General features: G+C 36.0%; 18 protein-coding genes. 17 read left to right on the top strand and 1 reads right to left on the bottom strand.

Annotation, left to right across the window (positions count from 1 at the left end; all coding sequences use genetic code 11):
- Window positions 1–767: 767 nt before the first annotated feature.
- The gene (locus H5187_RS24700) at window positions 768–899 is read right to left on the bottom strand and encodes a hypothetical protein (RefSeq protein ID WP_259398552.1); all 132 of its coding nucleotides are present in this window, start codon (window positions 897–899) and stop codon (window positions 768–770) included.
- 88 nt (window positions 900–987) lie between these two features.
- On the opposite strand from H5187_RS24700, the gene rfbB reads away from it, so the two are divergent.
- From rfbB to H5187_RS19495, 17 genes are all read left to right on the top strand, one after another.
- Window positions 988–2,091, top strand: a complete 1,104-nt coding sequence (gene rfbB / locus H5187_RS19575) for a dTDP-glucose 4,6-dehydratase (protein WP_182798191.1) — start codon at window positions 988–990, stop codon at window positions 2,089–2,091.
- A 1-nt stretch (window position 2,092) separates the two neighbouring features.
- Window positions 2,093–2,971 carry a glucose-1-phosphate thymidylyltransferase RfbA gene (rfbA, locus tag H5187_RS19570; protein WP_182798190.1) on the top strand — a complete coding sequence of 293 codons (879 nt, stop codon included), beginning with the start codon at window positions 2,093–2,095 and terminating at the stop codon, window positions 2,969–2,971.
- On the top strand, window positions 2,968–4,422 hold the full coding sequence (locus H5187_RS19565) for a lipopolysaccharide biosynthesis protein (RefSeq protein ID WP_182798189.1): 1,455 nt from the start codon (window positions 2,968–2,970) through the stop codon (window positions 4,420–4,422). The genes rfbA and H5187_RS19565 overlap by 4 nt, the downstream gene beginning before the upstream one ends.
- Entirely contained in the window at window positions 4,415–5,506 is a 1,092-nt protein-coding gene (locus H5187_RS19560; protein WP_182798188.1) for a DegT/DnrJ/EryC1/StrS aminotransferase family protein, read from the top strand. The genes H5187_RS19565 and H5187_RS19560 overlap by 8 nt, the downstream gene beginning before the upstream one ends.
- Window positions 5,499–5,951: a GNAT family N-acetyltransferase gene (locus H5187_RS19555; protein ID WP_182798187.1), complete on the top strand. Its 453-nt coding sequence runs from the start codon at window positions 5,499–5,501 to the stop codon at window positions 5,949–5,951. The genes H5187_RS19560 and H5187_RS19555 overlap by 8 nt, the downstream gene beginning before the upstream one ends.
- Window positions 5,948–6,862 (top strand): 1-aminocyclopropane-1-carboxylate deaminase/D-cysteine desulfhydrase, encoded by a 915-nt coding sequence (locus H5187_RS19550; RefSeq protein WP_182798186.1) that lies wholly within the window; start codon window positions 5,948–5,950, stop codon window positions 6,860–6,862. The genes H5187_RS19555 and H5187_RS19550 overlap by 4 nt, the downstream gene beginning before the upstream one ends.
- Window positions 6,859–7,869 (top strand): ATP-grasp domain-containing protein, encoded by a 1,011-nt coding sequence (locus tag H5187_RS19545; RefSeq protein ID WP_182798185.1) that lies wholly within the window; start codon window positions 6,859–6,861, stop codon window positions 7,867–7,869. The genes H5187_RS19550 and H5187_RS19545 overlap by 4 nt, the downstream gene beginning before the upstream one ends.
- On the top strand, window positions 7,866–8,921 hold the full coding sequence (locus H5187_RS19540) for a glycosyltransferase family 2 protein (protein ID WP_182798184.1): 1,056 nt from the start codon (window positions 7,866–7,868) through the stop codon (window positions 8,919–8,921). Before H5187_RS19545 ends, H5187_RS19540 begins: the two co-directional genes overlap by 4 nt.
- Window positions 8,922–9,165: 244 nt before the next feature.
- Complete coding sequence (locus H5187_RS19535; RefSeq protein ID WP_182798183.1) at window positions 9,166–10,326, top strand: O-antigen ligase family protein; 1,161 nt, start codon at window positions 9,166–9,168, stop codon at window positions 10,324–10,326.
- 204 nt (window positions 10,327–10,530) lie between these two features.
- On the top strand, window positions 10,531–11,394 hold the full coding sequence (locus H5187_RS19530) for a glycosyltransferase (RefSeq protein ID WP_182798182.1): 864 nt from the start codon (window positions 10,531–10,533) through the stop codon (window positions 11,392–11,394).
- 95 nt (window positions 11,395–11,489) lie between these two features.
- Window positions 11,490–12,263, top strand: coding sequence for a glycosyltransferase (locus H5187_RS19525; RefSeq protein WP_182798181.1), 774 nt, complete (start codon window positions 11,490–11,492; stop codon window positions 12,261–12,263).
- Between the two features lie 19 nt (window positions 12,264–12,282).
- On the top strand, window positions 12,283–13,509 hold the full coding sequence (locus H5187_RS19520) for a glycosyltransferase family 4 protein (RefSeq protein WP_182798180.1): 1,227 nt from the start codon (window positions 12,283–12,285) through the stop codon (window positions 13,507–13,509).
- Entirely contained in the window at window positions 13,502–14,101 is a 600-nt protein-coding gene (locus H5187_RS19515) for a sugar transferase (protein ID WP_182798179.1), read from the top strand. The genes H5187_RS19520 and H5187_RS19515 overlap by 8 nt, the downstream gene beginning before the upstream one ends.
- Window positions 14,098–14,733: an acetyltransferase gene (locus H5187_RS19510; protein ID WP_182798178.1), complete on the top strand. Its 636-nt coding sequence runs from the start codon at window positions 14,098–14,100 to the stop codon at window positions 14,731–14,733. The genes H5187_RS19515 and H5187_RS19510 overlap by 4 nt, the downstream gene beginning before the upstream one ends.
- Window positions 14,733–15,578, top strand: a complete 846-nt coding sequence (locus H5187_RS19505; RefSeq protein ID WP_182798177.1) for a 3-hydroxyacyl-CoA dehydrogenase family protein — start codon at window positions 14,733–14,735, stop codon at window positions 15,576–15,578. The genes H5187_RS19510 and H5187_RS19505 overlap by 1 nt, the downstream gene beginning before the upstream one ends.
- A gap of 3 nt (window positions 15,579–15,581) precedes the next feature.
- A complete protein-coding gene (locus H5187_RS19500; RefSeq protein WP_182798176.1) occupies window positions 15,582–16,757 on the top strand; it encodes a DegT/DnrJ/EryC1/StrS aminotransferase family protein in 1,176 nt (391 codons plus the stop codon).
- Window positions 16,758–16,886: 129 nt separating this feature from the next.
- Window positions 16,887–17,234, top strand: coding sequence for a four helix bundle protein (locus tag H5187_RS19495; protein ID WP_169020997.1), 348 nt, complete (start codon window positions 16,887–16,889; stop codon window positions 17,232–17,234).
- Window positions 17,235–17,267 lie beyond the last annotated feature (33 nt).

Raw genomic sequence — 17,267 nt, 5'->3', positions numbered from 1 at the left:
GTAAATTCACCACAGAGGACACTGAGTTCACGGAGGTAGAGATTAGAGAGCTAATAAATTAACTTTTATCTAGCTTTTCTCGATGTAGCGAACGCCTCGGTGGTAAAAATGTTTTGTAGGTCGGGATTTATGCCGCGCAGTTGTAACTAAAGTAAAAGGCTCACCACAAAGAACACGTAGGAGTCGGCTTTAGCCACGAATGGTTTTTCGGTGCAGCAAAGCGCCTCGGTGCTCTCGGTGGTAAAAAATTAAGTAAATTCACCACAGAGGACACTGAGTTCACGGAGGTAGAGATTAGAGAGCTAATAAATTAACTTTTATCTAGCTTTTCTCGATGTAGCGAACGCCTCGGTGGTAAAAATGTTTTGTAGGTCGGGCTTTATGCCGCGCAGTTTTAATTAAGATATGTACAAATAAGTAAAGGTCATTGCTCTTAAGAAAAGTTATAAAGCATGCGTTAATCTCTTCTCATTTATTCTAGCTCCCTTATTTTTGTGTAAATGATTTTTTCGGGCTTTCGCCACGAATGGTTTTTCGGTGTAGCGAACGCCTCGGTGCTCTCGGTGGAAAAAAATTAAGTAAATTCACCACAGAGGACACTGAGTTCACGGAGGCAGAGATTAGAGAGCTAATAAATTAACTTTATCTAGCTTTTCTCGATGTAGCGAACGCCTCGGTGGTAGAACTTATTTTGTAAGTCGGGCTTTATGCCGCGCAGTTGTAACTAAAGTAAAAGGCTTACCACACAGAACACGTAGGAGTCGGCTTTAGCCACGAATGGTTTTCGGTGTAGCGAACGCCTCTGTGGTAAAATGTTTTGTAAGCAGGGCATTATGCCACGCTTTAAAGTAAAGGTTAGCCATAGAGATCCATTCAGAAAAGAAGGTATTAACTTTCATATTTGACCTGACTCTGGCTTAATTTAGGACTTGATACAGTAGCATAACTAAATTGCTATCTGATTTTTAAACTAATAAAGGATTGATTGTGAAAATTCTCGTTACAGGTGGAGCTGGTTTTATTGGTTCGGCTGTTACTCGCCACATTATTAAAAACACCAGTGACTCAGTTATTAACTTAGATAAGTTAACCTATGCTGGTAATTTACAGTCCCTAGAACATATCGAAAAGAGTGACCGCTATACATTTGAGCAAGTTGATATCTGTGACCGCGCAGAGCTTGACCGTGTTTTTAAACAGCATACCCCTGATGCTGTAATGCATTTAGCCGCAGAAAGCCATGTTGATCGCTCAATAACTGGTCCTGCTGAGTTTATACAAACTAATATTGTAGGCACTTATACCTTATTAGAGGCTGCTCGCGAGTATTGGAATACCCTTGATGATAGCGCTAAACTAGCTTTTAGGTTTCATCATATATCAACTGATGAAGTATATGGTGATTTACCACATCCAGATGAACAAGATGATAATGCGTTTGATAAAGAGCTGCCTTTATTTACAGAGCAAACCTCTTATGCCCCAAGTAGCCCATATTCAGCAAGTAAAGCATCTAGTGATCATTTAGTGCGAGCATGGTTAAGAACTTACGGCTTTCCAACTATAGTGACTAACTGTTCAAATAATTATGGGCCTTATCATTTCCCTGAAAAATTAATTCCATTAGTGATTTTAAATGCACTTGAAGGCAAAGATTTACCTGTTTATGGTAAAGGCGACCAAATTCGCGATTGGCTTTATGTTGAAGATCATGCACGTGCTTTATATAAAGTAGTGACTGAAGGCAAAGTAGGCGAAACATACAATATTGGCGGCCACAATGAAAAGCAAAATATTGAGGTTGTACAAACAATTTGCAGTATTTTAGATGAGTTGGTGCCTAAAAAACCTAAGTATGCTGAGCAAATCACGTTTGTAAATGATAGACCAGGGCATGACAGACGTTATGCAATTGATTCATCAAAAATGAGTAAAGAACTAAATTGGACGCCAATCGAAACCTTTGAAACAGGTTTACGAAAAACGGTACAATGGTATTTAGATAATCAGCAGTGGTGTCAAAACGTTCAAAGTGGTTCGTATCAACGTGAACGCCTTGGTCAAATAAACACAAAAACTCAAGGAGAGTAAAGTGAAAGGAATTATTTTAGCGGGTGGTTCTGGTACACGCCTTTACCCTATCACTATGGGTGTATCAAAGCAGTTATTACCCATTTATGATAAGCCAATGGTTTATTATCCACTTTCGGTGTTAATGTTAGCCGGTATACGCGAAGTGTTAATTATTACTACGCCTGAAGATATTGATTCATTTAAACGCTTATTAGGTGACGGCTCACAGTTTGGTATTGAGCTTAGTTATACAGTGCAACCTAGCCCCGATGGACTAGCCCAAGCATTTATTTTGGGTGAAGACTTTATTGGTAGTGATGACGTATGCTTAGTGCTTGGTGATAACATTTTTTATGGGCAAGGTTTTACCACTAAGCTTAAGCACGCTGTAGAAAATGCAAAAAACGGCCAAGGTGCAACAGTGTTTGGTTATCAGGTTAATGATCCAGAACGTTTTGGCGTGGTTGAGTTTGACCATAATAAAAAAGCGATATCAATCGAAGAAAAACCAACTAAACCAAAATCTCACTTTGCTGTAACAGGGCTTTATTTTTACGACAATTCGGTTGTTGAATTGGCGAAAAAAGTTGAACCATCTCATCGCGGTGAACTTGAGATTACCTGCTTGAACGAAATGTATTTAAAGCAAAATAAGCTTAATGTCGAAATGCTGGGCCGTGGTTTTACTTGGTTAGATACAGGCACCCATGAAAGTTTACTCGAAGCAGCACAATTTGTAGAAACAATTGAGCGATGCCAAGGCTATAAAATAGCCTGTTTAGAAGAAGTTGCATTTCATAATGGTTGGCTAACGGCTGAAGACGTGGCAGTAAAAGCTAAGCTAATGTCTAAAAATGGCTATGGCAGCTATTTAGCCGATTTATTAAAAAATATATGAAATCCACTGCCAATGGTTTGAAATGGAGTGCCATAGAACGGTTAGCTACTCAAGCTATTCAACTTATAGTTATGCTATTTTTAGCAAGGCTATTAGGACCAAATGTGTTTGGTCTAGTGGGTATGTTAGCTGTATTTATTGCAGTAAGCCAGGTATTTACAGATAGCGGTTTTACTGCTGCTCTGGTCCGTTATACTGAGCGTACAGAAAGTGATTTTTCAACAGCCTTTTACTTTAATATCTTTGTTGGTTTATTTTGTTACTTAATTCTCTTTTTTGCGGCACCTAGTGTCGCTAAATTTTATGAGCAGCCAGAATTAGTTAATTTAATGAGGGTGCTTGCATTAAATATTGTAATAAATAGTTTTGCAATTGTACAAAGAGCTAAGTTAACTATTGCTATGGATTTCAAAACACAGGCTAAAGCGTCATTACTCAGCGTTGTTATCAGTAGTGGGGTGGCCTTGTATATGGCTGAACTAGACTACGGTGTGTGGGCTTTGGTAGGCCAGGCATTATCGAATGCGCTTCTTTTGGTTATTTTATTGAATGTTTTTCATCCTTGGCTGCCAAAAACGGGGTTTAGTAAAAACTCTTTTAATTACTTATTTGGCTTTGGCTCTAAATTATTAGCTGCATCACTTATTGACACCGTATTTAAAAACATTTACCAAATTATAATTGGTAAGCAATTTAGTGCGACTCAAGTTGGTTTGTTTACTCAAGCGAATCAACTATCTCTTATGCCTGCAATGACTATGACTACAGTAATACAGCGTGTTACTTACCCCATGCTAAGTAATATTCAAAATGATGTTAATAAATTTGAAGATACTTACTTATTGACTCTACGACTTGCTGCGTTGGTCGTGTTCCCTCTAATGGCGGGGTTGAGCATTTCAGCAGAACCATTTATTAGTATTGTACTGGGGTCTGAGTGGTTACCTGCAGCTGAACTGTTATCTATATTAAGCTTGGCATTTATGCTTTACCCAATACATGCAATAAATTTAAATTTGCTGCAAGTCAAAGGCCGCTCAGATATATTTTTAAAATTAGAGATTATAAAAAAAAGCTTAATAACAGTTATGCTAGTTATTACTATACCCCTAGGGGTCAAAGCTATGTGTATTGGCTTATTGATCCATTCATTCATTGCGTTTTTTATTAATTCTTTTTATACAGGTCGGTTTAGTCGTTTAAAAACAACTAAACAACTAGCTGCATTATTACCCATCTGGGGTTGTGTGCTCTTTAGTGGGCTGCTTACTTATATTTTATCTTGGTATGTGGTAACAAACTATATCGCGAACCCAACAGTTCATTTAGCTATTAACCTAACTGTGATGCCTTTGATTTACATTGGTTTAATTCGTTGGACAGCAAACGATTTATATACACAAATTTTACATGTGATTTTTAGAAAAAAGGTTGAATTAAAAAATGGATAAAATAACAGTCACCTCACCACTGTTACCGCCTTTAGATGAATTAACCCCCTATCTTGAAGATATTTGGCAGCGTAAATGGTTAACTAATAGCGGCCACTACCATCAACAGCTTGAAGATGAGCTGTGCAAGTACCTTGATGTACCTTATATAAGTTTGTTTTCTAACGGGACATTGGCACTTATAACCGCTTTACAGTCGCTAGAACTGACGGGGGAAGTAATTACAACGCCTTACACATTTGTCGCAACCGCTCATGCAATAAAGTGGAATAACCTAACCCCGATTTTTGTTGATATTGACCCTACTACATTTAATATCGATCCGGCAAAAATTGAAGCGGCTATAACCGAGAAAACTTCGGCTATTTTGCCTGTTCACGTATATGGTACGCCGTGTAATGATGCTGCAATTGACGCGATTGCTAAAAAACATGGTTTAAAGGTTATTTATGATGCTGCACATGCGTTTGGTGTTAAAGAGTGCGGACAATCTGTTCTAAACTATGGTGATTTATCTATTTTAAGTTTTCATGCAACCAAGGCCTACTCGACTATAGAAGGCGGAGCGGTTGTTTGTAAAACGCTAGAACAAAAGCAAAGGTTAGATCAATTAAAAAACTTTGGCTTTGAGTCTGAAACACAAATAAGTGTTTGTGGAATGAATGCAAAACTCAACGAACTACAAGCTGCTTTTGGGCTCGTTGCTTTAAACAAAATAGATGAGTCTATAGCTAAACGAAAATCAATTGCCAATTATTACGATAAGGCATTTAGTACCACAGCAGGTATTAAAACACTCGATAACCACTCGAGCTTAGAACTTAACTATTCATATTACCCTATTTTAATTGACCAAGCTGAATTTGGCTTAAGCCGTGATGAGCTACTTGAAAAGCTGCAGGCTAATAACATTCTTGCTCGACGTTATTTTTACCCATTAGTAACCCAGTTTGAGCTTTATAAGGACTACGTTAGCAGTACTCCTAATGCTAAATCAATTTCAGAGCAAGTGTTGTGTATACCCATTCATAATGCTTTAACGGAAAAAGAACAAATGAAAGTTATAGAGGTTATTTGTGGTTAATTTATTAAATGAGGGCGACTTTACACCCTTTTTTAAGCTTTTAAACGAAGTTGATGCTGACTTTTCACCTACATTGTCATCACGAGTCAACTTAGAGCAATATGCTTTAAAGTTGCTAAAAGTTGCAACTGTTTTTGGAGTATATAAGAAGAACCAGTTGGTGGGTGCAATCGCTGTGTATATGAATGATCTAGATAGTAAAGTAGCCTTTTGTCCATTTATTGCTATATTACCAAGCTCTAGGGGCCAGGGGTTAAGTCAACGATTACTTGAGCTTGCTATTGCAGAATTAAAATCTAAGCAATTTAATAGCCTATCACTAACCGTTAGAGCCGATAGCCCCGCTAGTCATTTATATAAAAAAGTGGGGTTTAAAGTTATTAATGAATTTAATTATGAAAATAGTTGCATTAAAGGTTTAAAAATGGAATTAGAGTTATTATGAGGTTAACAGCAACGCCACTAATAAAAATTAACTATTTGGGTGTGAACCTGTTCGTAAAACGAGATGATTTATACCCCATTTCTGGTGGTGGTAATAAAGGCCGTAAAGCGGAATATATTTTAGCTAAATGCATAGCTGACGGTTGTAATGCAGTTGTAACCTGTGGTGGTGCACAATCAAACCACGTAAGAGCCACAGCAATACGTTGTAAAGAGTTGGGTATTACATGCACAATAGTGATCCACGCCTCTGAGCCGAGTGAGTCTAATGGTAATCTCAAATTATTGCAGCTGCTTGGTGTCAAAATAGTCTATTGTGACATGGCTGATGTTGCAAAAGTAATGGACGCTGAAATGGCTGAGCATGCAAAGCAAGGCTTAAAGCCATTTTATATTTGGGGGGGCGGGCATTGTTTAGAGGGCACGCAAGCATTTTACGATGCTGCATTTGAAGCGCACGCACAAGCTAAGCAACACTTTGATTTTGTTTTTCATGCAAGTGGTACTGGTGCAACCCAAGCTGGGTTACATGTAGGATTTAAAAAAATAAATTTAGCGACTCAGGTTATTGGTATTAGTGTTGCTCGGCAAAACCCTCGCGGCACAGAGGCGATCACCCATTCTGTTTTAGAGTTCGTTAAAGAAAACGGGTTAGATACTCAACTATCAGAAAATATAATATTTGATGATAAATTTATTGCAGGGGGGTATGAAAAAACTCACCCTGAGCAGTTAAATGTAATTAAAAGCGTGGCTGAAAAGACTGGAATCATACTCGATCCCACATACTCAGGCAAGGGATGGTATGGTATGCAACAGTATATTAAAAGTGGAAAAGTGAAGCCGGGTAGTAATGTACTTTTTTGGCACACTGGTGGATTATTAAACTTAATGGCGACTAAGCAAATATGAATATATTATTAACCTCAGTAGGGCGCAGAAGCTACCTCGTTAACTATTTTAAAGAAGCGCTCAAACCGTTAAACGGTAAAGTATTTGCAGCAAATAGCATAGAAACATATGCCTTACAACAAGCGGATGCGTTTACATTAACACCACAAATATACTCGGCTGAATACATAGATTTTTTAATTGACTACTGTATAAAAAATAAAATTACAGTGCTTATTTCACTTTTTGATATCGACTTACCTATATTAGCTAAAAATAAACAGCGTTTTAAAGACATTGGTGTTGATGTTATTGTTTCTGACCCCGAAGTGATTGATATTTGTAATGACAAATGGAAAACCTATCAGTTTTTAATTCAGCATAATATTAATACACCGACAACTTATATCTCATTTGCAGAGGCTGTTGCAGCCCTTAATAATACAAAGCTTGCATACCCTGTCATTATTAAACCGCGTTGGGGTATGGGCTCAATTGGTATTTATAAGGCCGATAACTTAGAAGAGCTGCAAGTACTTTACAAAAAGGTTCGCAATGAAATTGAAACATCCTATTTAAAGTTTGAGTCGAGCGCCGATATCGAGCAAGCGATATTAATTCAGCAGTGTATTATTAGTAATGAATATGGCATTGAAGTGATTAATGACTTACAAAAAAACTATGTAACAACATTTTGTAAGAAAAAATTAGCCATGCGTTCAGGTGAAACCGATCAGGCAATCACTATTGAAAACACAAAACTTTCAGCAATTGGACAAAGCTTATCATCAGCATTAGGGCATATTGCAATTCTCGACTCTGATTGTTTGGAAATAGATGGTGAGTTTTATGTGCTAGAGCTTAACGCACGATTTGGTGGCCAGTACCCATTTTCACATTTGGCGGGGGCTAATATTCCTAAGCAAATTGTAGAGTGGTGCTGTTTTAATGGAACAAATAATGACCTTACGACGATAACAACGAATATATTGTGTAGTAAAGATATTAAGCCGGTATTAGTGAAATGAATGTAAATAAACTAGCATTGCTAAAAACAGAAGACGAAATTATAGCTAACTGGAAAGGAAATATTGAAAGTCCAGTAGTTAGTATTTGTTGTATCACATATAATCACGAACTTTATATTGAAGATGCGTTAGAAGGATTTTTAATACAAGATACAGATTTCCCATTCGAAATTCTTATTCATGATGATGCTTCTACTGATAAAACTGCGGAGATTATTAAGGTATATCAAGAGAAATACCCAAGACTAATAAAGCCTATCTATCAAACGGAAAATCAGTATTCAAAAAAGGTGCATGTTAGCTCTACTTTTAATTATCCACGAGTTAAGGGGGAGTACGTAGCAATTTGCGAAGGTGATGATTTTTGGACTTGTAAAGATAAACTACAGTTACAAATAGCACAATTGAAAGCTAACCCCGATTATAAAATGTCTTTTCATTTAGCATTTAGAATGGATCAGCAATCTAAAAGCAAAGTTGAAATGGGGAATTATAAACATCAATTTGGAATTGTAAGCATAGAAGATATTGTTGAAAAAAAATATGGCCAGATACCTGCAGCCGCTACTATATTCAGTTCTAGTATATTACCTGTTTTTACTGAGTTTATGGAGAATAATACTTTGACTGTAGGTGATATCTATTTGCATTTTTTCTCTGCGTATTTAGGTGGTGGGGCGTTATTTCTTCAAAAAAACATGTCTATATACAGAGTTAATATTTCAGGTTCATGGAATTCGGTATTTGGTAGTGATGATGATTTAAAGCTACAGCATTTAACTAGTAGAGCAGAAACATATTCTTTATTAAACAAATATACAAAAGGTAAGTATAATAAGTCATTTAATAAATCTACATATATTAGCTGTAAATGTTTTTTAATTTCTAAGTCTGATATTTTACTGAAAAGTAAAGTTTATAATGTAATGAAAAAGCATGTAAATATTACTCAAAAGATGAAGCTTTTCTTACTGCTTAAACTTAATGTTCTTTTACCTGGGGTAAGGTGGTTGCTAGCTATTGTAAGAAGTAGGTTTTATAATATGAATTAATGATTAGTTTGTATATATAGCCCCGTGGTTTTTATAAATCAAGGTTTTCTAACTATTAATAGCTATTTCTTCTCAGGTCGCTTGGTTTGTAAGGTGGTTTTTTTCTTAATTCATAATAAATAGCGTTAACCTAAATGGTTGTTAATATGTATTTTGAAAAAAATATAAGTGAAATGATAGTGTTTCGAAGCAGGGTGAATGTGTATTCTTTTCCTATATTTAAATTAGTTATAGTGACTTAATTATGAAAGTGAATGTTACAATCAATAGGGAGTATCTAAATTCATATATTTTCTCTTTATCTGTATTTTTGAGTGTTATAACTATCCCTATTAAGTACTACACCTCAAGTGGCGTAGTTGTATGGGGTTTGTACGGTGCTTTATTAGTTATATCTTTATTTATAAATTTTAAACAAAAAGTTGAGATGTATTTTATTAAATACATTCTATTTTTTAGTGTTTTTTTTATAGTTTCATCCTTGTTTTCAGTTAATATTATGCAGACTTTAGGGTTGTATTTAAATTTTTTAAAGTTTTCAGTGCTACCTTTTTTCTTTTTTCAGTATATAAATAGAAGTGACTGTTTATTCTCATCTCTAAGTAATGTAGCCAAGCTCTCTTGTTTTATTTTGATCCTTTCAATTCCTTTAGTTATTAATGGGGATGTTAATTACATGGTTTATGGGGTTTCCCTAAGTTCAACGCTAATATTTATATACTTTAATGATCTTAGGAATGAGAAGTTTAATAGTTTTAATTTTATTATTATTCTAATAGGGCTTGCTTCAATCTTTATTCTTGGTAATAGGATGGCTTTTTTTTCTGCAGTTTTGTCTTTGTTTTGCGTTAAGGTTTTGTTTTTAGAGTTTAAATTGGCTTACAAGTTTTTATTGATATTTATTTGTTTGTTTGTAGCAGTAGTGATAATGCATTTCTTATATGATATTTTAATTTTTATGCAAGACTTTCTATCTACTTACGGGGTTTATTCATACTCAATCCAAAAGCTCATAATGATGACAGATGAAGGTGTTGTTTCATCATCTTCAGGGAGGGAGGTCGTTTTTTTGGAAGCCATAGCAATGATATGTAATAATTTTTTCTTACCCTATAATGTAGGGTACTATCAAGCAAATACTATTCATGGTGCGCCTTACCCTCATAATTTAATTTTAGATTTACTTTTAATTGTAGGTTTACCAGGTGTTCTCATTTTAATGGTGTTTTACGGGAGGTTTATATTAGCTACGCTTATGTTGCCAGAGAAGTCATTAAAATATTTTATTATAACAATTTCTATTTATAGCTTATCAAGATTGAGTTTGAGTGGTTCTTTTTGGAGTGAAACATTGTTTTGGCTACCATTTTTTGTTTATTTTTCCTTTAAAAGTGTTAAGAATTAAGTTTTTATAAAGCTGTTTTGTTTTCTAAGTAAAAGAGGCTTTATAAATTCCATATACTTAATTTCTTGCTAGTAATCTCTGTTGAATTGTTTTAAATTTAGTGAGTATATTAAATCAGTTTGAAAAGGTAATTGGAAGCATTCCAAGTAGCGAGCTTACTAAAAATTATCAATTGTACAACTACTTTATTATTTAAGGTGTCTAGTGTCATTAATTAGTGTTTATATACCTACTCATAATCGTTCATATATGTTAAAGCGGGCGTTAGATTCTGTATTAAATCAAAGTTATAAAAGCATTGAAATTATTATTGTCGATGATGGCTCATCGGATGATACTCAAGTAGTCTTACAGTCATACCTTAAGAAGTACGACAATATTATTTGTCTTAGACAGGAGATACCTAAAGGTGCTTGTGTAGCAAGGAATTTAGCTATTTCTGCTGCTAGCGGTGAATTTATAACAGGGCTAGATGATGATGATGAGTTTATGCCGGAGCATATTGAAGGTTTACTAGCAGCCTTTGATGATTCGTATGCATTTGTTGCCTGCAGCTTGCTAGAAAATACTGGGGAATCTGTAATTGAACATGGATTAGACTGCGGAATAATAACTCTTGATAGCCTACTTCACTATAATAAAATTGGCAATCAAGTGTTTACTTTGACATCTAGAATGAAAGAAGTTAATGGTTTTGATGAAGCCTTTCCCGCATTTCAAGATTATGATACATGGGTTAGGCTCGTTTCTAAGTTTGGTTCATGCAAAAAAATAAAGCAGGCTACTTATGTATGGCATACGGGTCATGAGCAAGCGCGTATATCTAACAGCAATTATAAAAGGCTAATGGCTTTAGAGTTATTTATCAGTAAGCACAAAAAATTCATGTCAAGACAACATTATCAATCAATGTCAATTATGAAAAAAAAGCTAGAGAAAGGGGCATTTACCTTTATTGATTTGATAAAGAATATTAATAGATTCAACTTTAAGTCAGCATTAGCTTTGTATTTTAATGTGAATTTTTCTATTGTTGGAGTGAAATGGAGGAAGTATAAAAGGAGGTGATTATTTTTTAATATGATTTATTTATTATTAGTTTGTAGTTCTAAATGCTCCCGACTATTTAGTGTTAATTTTATTTTGCATATTAAAGGGGTTGGATGAAAAAGTTAACAGTTGCTATATCTACAGTTAAAATACAGCGAGATGTTGTAATAAAAAAAATATCTAATTTAAGTGAACCTATAAAAAGTAGAGTTGATTTTTTAGTGGTGTCTCAGTTGGAGAATGAATGCGAAAGTAAGGTAACTGATGATATTAAAATTATTAAACTCATGAATAAAGGTTTGAGCAAAAGTCGAAATATTGCAATTAAAGAAACCGAAACGGATTGGATTTGGTTTCAAGATGATGATTTTTTAATAAATGAAACCCAATTACTTTCTTTCTTAGACTCATTTTTAATTGATGATGCGGATATTTCACTTATTAGAATTGGCTCTCTTGAAGAACGCAAAAAATATTATAAGAATTATAGTGATTATTCAAAGTTTACGCGTCTGTTATCTTTAAAGGTCTCGTCTATAGAAATTATCGCAAAAATAAACTTTATCAAAGAAAACAAAATTGAATTTGATGAAAAGCTAGGTTTGGGTACGGAGTTGCCGTGCTGTGAAGAGAATCAGTTTATGTTAGATAGTTTTGATAAAGGAGCAAATGTGTACTTTAGTGGTCAAACACTTTGCTACCATACCACTTTACCTGAAAACCGTAATGTAGATTACGCTAAAAATTTACAAGCGAAAGGTTTTTTTCTCAAAAACTTCTCTTTTCCTTTAGCTTTAATTTTAATATTAAAATGGGCTTTTACTATTAAGAGTGAATTTACCTTTGTGAAAAACCTAAAATTACTTCTGAAAGGTTTTTTTTCATAAAACTAGGGCAATAAAAAGAATGGATATTCTATATCTTCACCAGTACTTCGCCACTCCAGAATCAAACGCGGGGACGCGCTCGTACGAAATGGCGAAACGATTAGTTAAAAATGGCCACACTGTTACTTTTGTTACTAGTTCGGCTTACTTTTCTGATAATTATAATTTACGCAATGGCTGGAACTTTATAGAAATTGACGGCATTAAATTGCATGTTTTACATCTTGATTACTCAAATAAAGATAGCTTTTTAAAGCGAATTTTGAAGTTTATAAACTTTTCGATTAGGTCTACGTTAAAGTCGCTTTCGATCAAAGCTGATGTGGTTTTTGCTACTAGCACGCCATTGACAATTGCAATCCCTGGGTTAATTTATTCTAAACTGAAAAAAGTTCCTTTAGTGTTTGAGGTGCGCGACCTTTGGCCTGAGTTACCTGTAGCAACGGGCGTTATAAAAAATAAGTGGATTATTAAAATTACTACTTGGTTAGAAAAATACACTTATAAGAACTCTAAGCGTCTTATTGGTTTATCGCCAGGCATGTGCGATGGTATTACAAGGCATGGTATTCCAGCAGAGCATGTCACGTTAGCTACTAATAGCTGTGATACTGATTTATTTGATGTTGATAAAAGTGTTGGCTGCAACTACTTAGAGACTAAATTAAAGTTTGTTAATGGTCGTAAACTTATTGCTTATACTGGTACTTTTGGCCTAATCAATAAAGTTGGCTATATCGTTGAATTAGCGAAGGCAGCGCAAACTCTTGATGCTAATTTATGCTTTGTTGCTATTGGTGATGGTATGGAAAAACAGCAAGTGATTGCTGATGCAGAAAAAGCTGGGGTTTTAAATCGTAACCTTTATATATTACCGCCAGTTCCTAAAATAGAAATAGTGGATTTATTATCTGCTGCTGACTTGTCGTTATCTTTATTTGGGCCTGTAAAGGAGATGTGGCATAACTCTGCTAATAAGCTGTTTGATGCTTTGGCATCACAAACCCCAATTGCAATTAACTACGCGGGGTGGCAAAAAGAGTTTATTGATGAGCATAATTGTGGCTTAGTTTTAGATGGTAGCGATTACGAAAAGGCATCTGCAAGTATTTCTCGGTTTTTAAATAATCAAAGTGAGTACGATAAAGCCGTTCAAAGTTGCAAACTGCTTTCGTATGAATACTTCTCAAGAGATATAATGGCCGCACGGATAGAGAAAACTTTAATGGAAGCTATTAATGATTAAACGTATTTTTGATTTTTTAGTTGCTCTATGTGCAATACTGACTTTATTGCCAGTAATTATGATTGTTGCTTTACTGATTCGTTTTAAACTGGGCTCACCTATTTTATTTACTCAAGACCGCCCAGGTTTACATGGTAAAGTATTTAAAATGATGAAGTTTAGAACCATGCTTGATGGTAAAGACAAGCAGGGGAACTTGCTGCCAGATAATGAGCGTATGACTAAATTTGGCTCATTTTTGCGATCTACAAGTTTAGATGAATTGCCCGGTTTATTTAACGTATTAAAAGGCGATATGAGCTTAGTAGGTCCAAGGCCTCTGCTTGTGCAATATTTACCGCTTTATAATAAACAACAAGCGCGTCGTCATAATGTACGCCCAGGTATTACTGGCTGGGCACAAGTGAATGGTCGTAACGCCATTAGCTGGGAAGATAAATTTAAGTTGGATGTTTGGTACGTAGATAACCAAAGTTTTTGGCTTGATATAAAAATACTGCTCCTAACGGTAAAAAAAGTATTTGTTCGTGAGGGTATTAGTGCTGATGGTGAGGCGACAATGTCTCTTTTTAAAGGGAGTGATAAAAAGTGAAAGAAATTATAGTAATTGGTGGCGGTGGATTTGCTAAAGAAGTAGTTTGGCTAGCCCATGATTGCAACCGTAAGGTAAGAGGTGTTTTAGATGATAATACTTCTACACATGGTACGGATGTCCAAGGAGCAAACGTCTTAGGTTCAGTTGACACTTGGGTAGATTACTCTCTAGATTGTGAGTTCATAATAGCTATTGGTAGTCCTAGGACGCGTAAAGCTGTTTTAAATAAAATGCAACTATTAGGAAAGCCGAGTTTTGCAACATTGATCCATCCGAGTGTTAGGTATTCGAATACTGTTAGCATTGGTAAAGGCGCTATTATTTGTGCAGGCTCCATACTAACTGCAGACATAGAGCTGGGTACTCACAACATTTTAAATCTCAATGTGACAGTTGGACATGAGTGTAAATTTGGTGATTTTATAACTATTGCACCTATGGCGGCTGTTTCTGGCAATGTATTCTTAGATGATTTAGTTGAAGTTGGTACGGGTGCTACAATTAGGCAAGGCTTAAATCTTCAGAAAGGCTCTATGCTTGGTATGGGAGGCGTTTTGACTAAAAACATTCCTGAAAGAACGATTTTTGCTGGTAACCCTGCAAAGAAATTAAAGGAGATAGCTGAGTAATGGAAGTATCAATAATTGGCTCTGGCACAATGGCTACAGGTATCGCTCAAGTGCTTTGTATGAGTAATGAAATTTCAAGAGTAAATTTAATCGCAAGAACTGATGATAAAGCGAATGCTTCAAAAGGTACCTGTGAAAAAAATATATCTAGACTTGCTCGCAAAGGGAAAATTTCAGCTGAGCAGTCAAGTATAGCAATAGAGAAAGTATTCTGTTGTACAGAGCTTGCCACAATATCTAAGTCTGATTTGGTTATAGAGGCGATTGCTGAAGATTTCGTTGCTAAAATGGATCTTTTTTCTAAGCTTGCGGAATTTGTAGATGAATCAGTGATTGTTGCTTCTAATACATCATCTCTTTCTATTACAGCTTTTGGTAGTGTATTACCTAACCCTCAAAATGTAATCGGGTTACACTTTTTCAATCCAGCCCCTATTATGGAATTAGTCGAAATAGTTGTAGGCCATGAAACTAACCCTGAAATAGTCGATAAGCTACAAGTTTTAACTAAAGCTTTAGGTAAGGCGCCTGTTGTTGTTCAAGAAGCTCCGGGCTTTGTTGTTAATCGAATGCTTATACCAATGATCAATGAAGCTGTGAGTATTTTAGCCGAAGGTATAGCAACCGCAGAAGATATTGATCGGGCGATGAAGTTTGGTGCACACCATCCGATGGGTCCTTTAGCGTTAGCAGATTTAATTGGTAATGATGTTAATTTGTCTATAATGGAAACTCTTTACAGTGAAACTGGAGATCCTAAATATAGAGCACATCCGCTTCTAAGAAAAATGGTTAGGGCTAACCATTTAGGCCGTAAAACAAAGAAAGGCTTTTTTGAGTATTAATATATGTTAAATATCCCATTTTCTCCTTGGCCTAGCTTCACTCAAGAAGAAGCTGATGCTGTAAGTCGTGTAGTTTTGTCAAACAAAGTTAACTACTGGACGGGTACTGAAGGCCGCGAATTTGAAAAAGAATTTGCTTCTTGGGCAGGTAGCGAGTATGCAATCGCACTTGGTAATGGCACTTTAGCGCTTGATATAGCGCTTAAAGCGTTAAATGTGGGTACTGGCGATGAAGTTATTACTACGCCGCGAACTTTTTTAGCGTCTGCCTCAAGTATTGTAACTGCTGGCGCAGCACCTGTATTTGCTGATGTTGATTTAAATAGCCAAGCCATTACAGCTGCAAGTATTAAAGCGGTACTTACACCAAAAACGAAAGCAGTTATTGTTGTACACTTAGCCGGTATGCCTGCTGAAATGGATGAAATAATGGCGCTGAGTAAAGAGCATGGCTTTTATGTAATTGAAGACTGTGCGCAGGCACATGGTGCTAAATATAAAGGTCGCTCAGTCGGTAGTATTGGCCATGTAGGCGCGTGGAGCTTTTGCCAAGATAAAATTATGACCACTGGCGGTGAAGGCGGCATGGTAACCACTAACTCAAAAGAGCTATGGTCAACCATGTGGAGCTATAAAGACCACGGTAAAAGCTTTGATGCAATTTATAACCGCGAACACCCACCGGGGTTTAGATGGTTACACGAAAGCTTTGGTACTAACTGGCGCATGACCGAAATGCAAGCCGTACTTGGCCGTATTCAACTAACTCGTATGACAGAGTGGACTGCAAAACGCCAAACGTATGGCGCACAACTTGACCAAGCCGCAACTGGCTTTGATTGTATCCGTTTAGTTGAGGTTCCTGAATACATTGAACACGCTGAATATAAGCATTATATGTTTATTAAGCCTGAACAATTGGCCTCTGGTTGGGATCGCGACCGTATAGTTAATGTAATTGTAGAGCGTGGTGTACCGTGTTTTCAGGGGAGCTGCTCAGAAGTGTATTTAGAAAAAGCTTTTGACAACACCCCATGGCGCCCAGAAACACGCCTACCAAATGCAGTTGAACTAGGTGAAACGTCAATCATGTTTTTAGTCCACCCAACCCTTACAGAAGATGAAATAGCTAAAACAACCCAAGTTATGAAAGAAGTGTTTGGGTTAGCGAGCAAGTAATAGGTTCTAGGGAAGAGCTAAGTTTCGAGCCGTCAGCCGTCAGCCGTCAGCCGTCAGATCACAGAGGTTATTTGCTTTTTAAATGTTTTGTACCTATAAGTTTTTAAAACACTTTAAAAGAGTAACTGAATGAATTTCGAAAAGTTAGAAGTATGGAAGCGTGCCGCACGATTGAGTGCTGATGTATATAAAAAGACAGCATACCTTAAAGATTTTGGTTTTAGGGATCAATTAACACGCTCCAGCCTATCAGTGCCTAGTAATATAGCTGAGGGGATGACTCGTGAAAGCAATAAAGAGCGGCTTAGATTTTTAGATATATCTAGATCTTCTTTAGCGGAAGCTAGAACACAGATTTATATTGGTATAGACATTAGTTATATAGATAAAAATATCGGCGCCCAGTGGATAAATGAAACCATTGAGTTATCAAAAATGTTGACAGCCCTAAAGTCAAAAATAAAATTTGATAGCTGATAGCTGATAGCTGATAGCTGATAGCTGATAGCT

The sequence above is a fragment of the Pseudoalteromonas sp. SG44-1 genome (assembly GCF_014164315.1).
Lineage (GTDB): Bacteria > Pseudomonadota > Gammaproteobacteria > Enterobacterales > Alteromonadaceae > Pseudoalteromonas > Pseudoalteromonas rhizosphaerae.
The sequence above is the reverse complement of the archived record's forward strand: the minus strand, read 5'-3'. Positions and strand labels throughout refer to the sequence as shown.

Coding starts and splice junctions, on each gene's coding strand:
- H5187_RS19505 (WP_182798177.1), top strand. CDS start 14,733: ATGGAAGTATCAATAATTGGCTCTGGCACAATGGCTACAGGTATCGCT.
- H5187_RS19540 (WP_182798184.1), top strand. CDS start 7,866: ATGAATGTAAATAAACTAGCATTGCTAAAAACAGAAGACGAAATTATA.
- H5187_RS24700 (WP_259398552.1), bottom strand. CDS start 899: ATGAAAGTTAATACCTTCTTTTCTGAATGGATCTCTATGGCTAACCTT.
- H5187_RS19560 (WP_182798188.1), top strand. CDS start 4,415: ATGGATAAAATAACAGTCACCTCACCACTGTTACCGCCTTTAGATGAA.
- H5187_RS19565 (WP_182798189.1), top strand. CDS start 2,968: ATGAAATCCACTGCCAATGGTTTGAAATGGAGTGCCATAGAACGGTTA.
- H5187_RS19515 (WP_182798179.1), top strand. CDS start 13,502: ATGATTAAACGTATTTTTGATTTTTTAGTTGCTCTATGTGCAATACTG.
- H5187_RS19550 (WP_182798186.1), top strand. CDS start 5,948: ATGAGGTTAACAGCAACGCCACTAATAAAAATTAACTATTTGGGTGTG.
- H5187_RS19520 (WP_182798180.1), top strand. CDS start 12,283: ATGGATATTCTATATCTTCACCAGTACTTCGCCACTCCAGAATCAAAC.
- H5187_RS19525 (WP_182798181.1), top strand. CDS start 11,490: ATGAAAAAGTTAACAGTTGCTATATCTACAGTTAAAATACAGCGAGAT.
- H5187_RS19500 (WP_182798176.1), top strand. CDS start 15,582: ATGTTAAATATCCCATTTTCTCCTTGGCCTAGCTTCACTCAAGAAGAA.
- H5187_RS19535 (WP_182798183.1), top strand. CDS start 9,166: ATGAAAGTGAATGTTACAATCAATAGGGAGTATCTAAATTCATATATT.
- H5187_RS19495 (WP_169020997.1), top strand. CDS start 16,887: ATGAATTTCGAAAAGTTAGAAGTATGGAAGCGTGCCGCACGATTGAGT.
- H5187_RS19545 (WP_182798185.1), top strand. CDS start 6,859: ATGAATATATTATTAACCTCAGTAGGGCGCAGAAGCTACCTCGTTAAC.